The organism is Ruegeria sp. BB7 (assembly GCF_056539365.1).
This window is the reverse complement of record NZ_JBQFUV010000038.1, coordinates 1-2,860: the sequence shown is the minus strand read 5'-3', so window position 1 is coordinate 2,860 and position 2,860 is coordinate 1. Positions and strand designations below refer to the sequence as shown.

The following is a 2,860-nucleotide window of genomic DNA, read 5'->3' as shown; positions in this document are numbered from 1 at the left end:
GCCAGTGCGTGGCAGTGAAGCTTGATGTCATGCCAGGGTTGGTTCCGCCGGTCACACCGGCAATACGATGATCTTCGGCGGAAATCACAGAATCCGTTGAAATTGCCTGACGTCAGCACGGTTGGGGCAGACATGCTCACCGGTTGTTTTGAGCGCCGTGAATCGTGTCGTCGGTCGGAAATCAATGGCTTAAACAGGGATGTCCCGCGCATATGGGGTGGCCGTCAGCGCAACCCTCGGAAGAGGGGATGCTTGCGGCTTGGGATGGGGCGTGCGTCGTTCACTAAGCGTTATAATGCAATGAGAAAACGTAAATCGAGGGCAGTCACAAAGTGTTGACACTCAGCGTAAAGTTGTGAAATATTTTGGCCAAACCTCTTATCGTAAAAAAACCAAGAGCATTGACGCAGAATTCTGGTAAAACGAAATTGCTAAGGACTAAAAGTGGTTAGATATTCTGGTTTCACTTGCCTCACAATTTGGACTGTTAACTCGCATGGGGTGCGGTTTCTACCCATTTTGCTCTGTATAATGCTGTTTGCTCCAAATTCGGGTCTCTCCGAGACAACCGCTTCTGAAAAATTGAGAAGCAATTTGGTGGAAATGGGTATGGTAGATATCTCGTTCGATGACTGCATAATTGAGTATTCTCGCCATGTTAAGCCCTCTGACAATAATAATGGTTATTATTATTTCACAGACATAATAAACCTGAACTCTTTTAAAAACTACAGCTCCTCCAAGATTAAAAAGATAGAAATCCGTGGTCGAGAACTTTATGAGTTTAGAATCTTCATGGATGATTGGTATGTGCAGGCATTCAAAAAAGTGCAAGATTTTGCGATTCTGGTAAATCGAAAACTTAAAGGTCAGGTCTGGCCGTTTGAACATCCATCGCTTCAGATCGATACAGTCACGTGGTTGGAGGATGAGGTGCAGGATTCCGGTTTGTTGGATTTAAATCTAAACATGCGGATCGATTATTCGAGATTTGGGGCAGTTACTGTGTTCTACCCAGGAATGTATTTCAATTTCCCCGATAAGGATGTTTTGGAAGATCTGTTAGAAAATATAGAATTTTATGCTTCATCCTATGGATGCAAAGTAAACTAGAGGGCTTGAACTGGTTGGCAATGATAGCCGCTTTGGATTTCTAGGGCCCGATGACTATGCGCGAATGACGGATGCCGAAATATACGGCAGAATCTATGACTTAAGTCGCGAAGCAGTCTATGCAAACAGCCTTCAAACTGCGGGAAGATCCTATTCTTACGGGATGACTGCATTGGATGCATATGTAAGTGCTAGGAGTCCAGCTGGTGGTTTGCTCACAGGCACAGTAGTTCGTTCAGAAAAATTTAGAACATTAAACGACGAAATCGCAGCAACCACCGGTGAAGAAGCAGCAGCGAGAGAGTCCATTAATGCTGCAATTGATGAGTTGCAAATTAGGCGGGATGGATATCCTTTCTCCGCTGTTGATGTCTCTCAATCCTACTATGCGCCGAACTTTTCTGGGTATGTAGGCCCTGAAGACGTTAACGTCGGAGCGGATAGCACCTATAAAGAGATTATTGATGCAACCGGTAGTGCCTACAATGGTTATATAACTTATGAAGGTGAATTTGTTACTTTGTCGCCGACTTTGCGAGCAGTAAGCAGTTTAGCAAGCACGTCTGGTCACGTCGACGCATCTTCATTTGGAATTCTTGATAAATACTATCCCGAAATTTTGAATTATTCGGTACCAAGCCCCCTCTCGCCTCCTTCGACTGTTTCCACGCCTGTTGTGCCACCGTCTGCGGAGAGTCCTCCGCCGGGTACGCCCCCTTTGGCACCACTTATGGCACCGCCTGTTGCCGGCATCCCTCCGACAATACCATATTACGAAGACCTGCCACCCCCACCTGCGCCGGCCTATCCCGTCGTGTATGGCGATTTACCGCCTGCACCCGTTTGGGTCGCACCAATCCCTACTGTATATGTATCAAGTGCGCCCTTGACATCAATTCGCCCTCAAGTCCGACCTATGGAGCCAACGACGTTTCGCCCGGACGGTGCGGTGCACACTTGGAACGGCGGAACAACCAATGCCTCTAGCTACTAAAGTGAGTCTTTTTTGGACCACTATGGTCATGTGACCGACGATGGTACAGCACGGGCGACACTGGCGAATCACTTTAGGGCACTAGGCGATTTGCTTGGCATCACTGACAAAAAGCTTGGCCTTCCCCCTCCAATTCCAAAACTCGCTACGCCACTGAAACCTAAGGGTAATACAGGAGAGAAAGGCGGCTACAAATTAGGCGGCTCTACTTCCCACGAAGGTAACTACGGTCGCAGTGGGGGCAACGTTGGCACGGGCCTATCTGGCGAGGACCGTCCGATCATCTTGGATCTTGACGGATCTGGCGTGGAAATCACCCAACTCTCCAACTCCACGGTTTTTGTGGATTCATCCGGCGATGGCTTACTGAACCGTACGGCTTGGGCGGCGGCTGGAAATGGTGTGCTGTTCTACGACGCGGATGGCGACGGTACGATCTCAGAGAAGCGGGAATATGTGTTCACCGAATGGGACCCGACTGCGACGAGCGACATCGAAGCGCTGAAGGCGGTCTTTGACAGCAATGGGGACGGCGTCTTTGATGCCAATGACGATGCCTGGAGTGACTTCAAGGTTCTGGTGACACAGACCGATGGCTCGCTGGTGGCCAAGACGCTGGATGAGTTGGGGATCGCCTCGATCGACCTGACGTGTCCGTCGTCAGGGATTTTGGGACAGATGGCCGCCTGAGCTAAGAGAGGATCTGGCTCATCTGGTTTTTGTGATTATGCGGCGGATTTGCGGTGAAGCAAG

General features: G+C 49.1%; 3 protein-coding genes. All 3 read left to right on the top strand.

Annotated features, from left to right (window positions below; genetic code table 11):
- Positions 1-609 precede the first annotated feature (609 nt).
- The 3 genes from ACR0D7_RS19315 to ACR0D7_RS19305 all read left to right on the top strand — a co-directional run bounded on the left by ACR0D7_RS19315 (position 610) and on the right by ACR0D7_RS19305 (position 2,797).
- The gene (locus tag ACR0D7_RS19315; RefSeq protein ID WP_480680470.1) at positions 610-1,113 is read left to right on the top strand and encodes a hypothetical protein; all 504 of its coding nucleotides are present in this window, start codon (positions 610-612) and stop codon (positions 1,111-1,113) included.
- A gap of 64 nt (positions 1,114-1,177) precedes the next feature.
- Positions 1,178-2,107 carry a hypothetical protein gene (locus ACR0D7_RS19310; RefSeq protein WP_480680469.1) on the top strand — a complete coding sequence of 310 codons (930 nt, stop codon included), beginning with the start codon at positions 1,178-1,180 and terminating at the stop codon, positions 2,105-2,107.
- A 12-nt stretch (positions 2,108-2,119) separates the two neighbouring features.
- The gene (locus ACR0D7_RS19305; RefSeq protein ID WP_480680468.1) at positions 2,120-2,797 is read left to right on the top strand and encodes an EF-hand domain-containing protein; all 678 of its coding nucleotides are present in this window, start codon (positions 2,120-2,122) and stop codon (positions 2,795-2,797) included.
- Positions 2,798-2,860: the final 63 nt, after the last annotated feature.